The organism is Cellulomonas algicola, assembly GCF_003851725.1.
Lineage (GTDB): Bacteria > Actinomycetota > Actinomycetes > Actinomycetales > Cellulomonadaceae > Cellulomonas > Cellulomonas algicola.
This window is the reverse complement of sequence record NZ_BHYL01000458.1, coordinates 1-2,767: the sequence shown is the minus strand read 5'-3', so window position 1 is coordinate 2,767 and position 2,767 is coordinate 1. Positions and strand designations below refer to the sequence as shown.

The 2,767-nt window shown below is 76.1% G+C and carries 2 protein-coding genes; both read right to left on the bottom strand.

Going from position 1 to position 2,767, the window contains the following annotated elements; all coding sequences use genetic code 11:
• Window positions 1–48: 48 nt before the first annotated feature.
• Entirely contained in the window at window positions 49–753 is a 705-nt protein-coding gene (locus tag CTKZ_RS20800; protein WP_124344678.1) for a peptidase, read from the bottom strand.
• Window positions 754–904: 151 nt separating this feature from the next.
• On the bottom strand, window positions 905–2,767 hold a 1,863-nt coding region (locus CTKZ_RS20795; protein WP_307720330.1), incomplete at its 5' end, for a DUF4012 domain-containing protein.

The following is a 2,767-nucleotide window of genomic DNA, read 5'->3' as shown; positions in this document are numbered from 1 at the left end:
CGTCGACGGCCCCGGGACCGGTCCCCTCCGACCGGTCCCGGTGTCGCGTCAGGCCGCCTCGTGCCGGCGGCGGACCAGCGTCACGGCGGTGACGGCACCGGCGCCCACGACCAGCAGGCCGGCACCGGCCCACAGCAGCGGCGCGGTGTTGCTGCCCGTGGCGGACAGGACCTGGTTCGAGGCCAGGACCGCCTCGCCGGGCGGGTTCGTCACGCAGTTCGGGCTCGACGGCGGGTAGGCGACGGTCGTCGTCATCTCCGGGTTGACGGCGAAGTTCACGCTCACCGACGGGCGGACCCAGTCGAACTCGTCGCCCTCGACCCACGAGCCGTCGGCGGCCTGCGACCAGCCCGGCCAGTCCGCGCCCTTGCCGTCGGCACCGACGACCGCACCCGGCCACAGCACCGTGCCGGACAGCGGGAGGCCGGACTGCACGACGTCAGGTCCCGTCGGGTTGATCCACGTGATGGTGACGGTCGTGTTCGGCGTGCCGTTGGGGACGACGGCGTACCGCAGCTTCGGCACGTCGTTGTCGCAGATCGGCGTCAGCACCGACACCGTCAGGTCGCACGGCAGCGGCGCGCCGTACTCGTCGGTGGCGCCCTCGCAGCCGTACTGCGGGCCGGACGGCTGCTGCGTCGGCGCCGAGGGAGCCTGCGACGGCGAGACCGCCGCCTGGGCCACGGCGGGGACGCCCAGGGCGGCGGCCGCCACCAGCAGCGCGGTGGCACATGCCCGGATGACCTTGCTCATGACCTTGCTCCTCGATGGGCAGAACGGACATTTCGTGCCCATCCTCCCCCGCGCCTCGCGCCCGCACCCAGGGGCGGATCGGGTGATTTCGGACAATCACCCGGTCGCGCGCCCCCAGGGGCCCGCGGTCACCCGCGCGGGTGAGGACCGCTCAGCCGGCGGACGTGGGGCAGGTCGCCGAGACGCTGCCGGGGCTGGTCAGGGTGGGTGTGGTCCACACGTCGACGCGACCGTCGCGCACGGGGACGTCGAACCGGTACGTCGCACGCCCGCCGGGGTCCAGGCGCGAACCCACGACGGTGACCGGCCGGTCCCCGACCGTCGCCGACTTCCCGCCGACGACGCCCTGGTCGGTCGTCAGGCCCTGCGGTGCGGCGCCGACCGGGCCGTACAGCGTGATGCTCGTCGCGAGCGACCCGACGGGGACCACCCCGCTCGTGCCCGTGACGTTCTCGGGGAACGTCGCGACGTCCGCCGGGGGGTCGTACGCGAGGTCGAGGCGGACCGTCGCCGACGGGTCCGCACCCGTGCAGCGCAGGTCCTCGACCGTCAGCGTCGGGCGCAGGTAGTAGTCGAGCTTCCCGGCGGTGCTGTCGTTGAGGAAGACGCCGGCGGCGTCGTCGAACGGGCCCGACAGGAAGGCGCCGCCGAGCGTCGTCGCGACCAGGCGCTCCTGCTCCGCGGGATGCGCCGACCACACGCGGATCCGCCCCTCCTCGCCCGCGTCCGCCGCCGCCTCGACCAGACCGCGCACGTCGCCGCCGCCCGACCCGAGCGCACCGAAGATCGTCGACGCGACGTCCGCGAAGAACGCGTCGGCCGCGCGCAGGTCGGGGTAGCGCAGGTACGCGTCGTGCAGCAGCGTCGCGAGCAGCGTGTCCGCGTCGAGCGGCGTCCCGCCCGGCTCCGTCACCGGCCCGACCTCGCGCAGCAGCGCCGCGACCGCGACCGGGTCCGTCGCGACGACGCCGTCGACGGTGCCGCCCACGTCGCGCTGCCAGCGTGCGGCGAGCAGCTCCGCGGAGCGCGGGAAGTCCGGCGTCATCACCGCGTTCTGCACGTACCGGCCGAGGCCCGTGCCCTCGACCGCGAGCTCCTCCTCCGAGAGCGGCAGGACCGGCTCCGCGAGGCCCTTGAGCTCGTCGGTGCTGCGCTGGTCGACGAGCGACAGCGCGCCGTCGTCCGCCCGCACCACCGCGAGGCTGCCGACGATCCCGCCGGCTGTCCGCAGCTCCGCGCTGTTGAGCGCCGCGACCAGGTACGTGCGCGGCCCGTCGGCGCCGAGCATCGGGGGCAGCATCGTCGCGGCCTGCGCGCCTGCGTCGAGCGCGCCCGCGACCTGCGCGAGCCCGTCGCGCGCCTCCTCGACCGGGCTCACCAGGGGACCGACCAGGTCCGTCGTGTCGATCCCCGCGACGTCGGCCGACGCCGCGCGCGCCACCGCCGCCGCGTCGACCAGCTCCGGTGCCGCCGCGACGAACGGCTCGAGGTCGATGCGCCCGTCCGCGCCGCGGATGCTCGTGCCGTCGCCCAGCAGGTCCGTGACGGTCGTCGCCGCCGGCAGCGCGTCCGTCGACACGTCGTCGAGCGCGGCCGCGACCGTGCTGACCGCCGCGAGCTGCGGCCCGACGCGCGGCAGGTGCTCCGCGAGCCGCCACACCGGGTCCGACGACGACGCGTGCGCGCGGCCGGTCGCCTCCTGGATCTGAGGCAGCGCGGCGTCGAGGGTCTGCGTGTCGCCGTCGTCGAGCGCGCGCCGCACGTCCGCGACCGCGTCCTTCGCGTCCGTGAGCGCGTTCACCGTCTGGACCGCACGGAACGCGAGCCAGCCCGCGACCAGCAGCACGACCGCGAGCAGGACGACGAGGACGACGACGACGCGCCCGACGACGCGGCGACGGCGGCGCGCCCTGTCCGGGCCGGGGGGCAGCGTCGACGCACCCTCGGGTGCGGGCGGGCCGGGCGGCGGGACGGCGTCGGTGCGCGACGCGGTGGCGCCCGGGGTGGTGGCGTC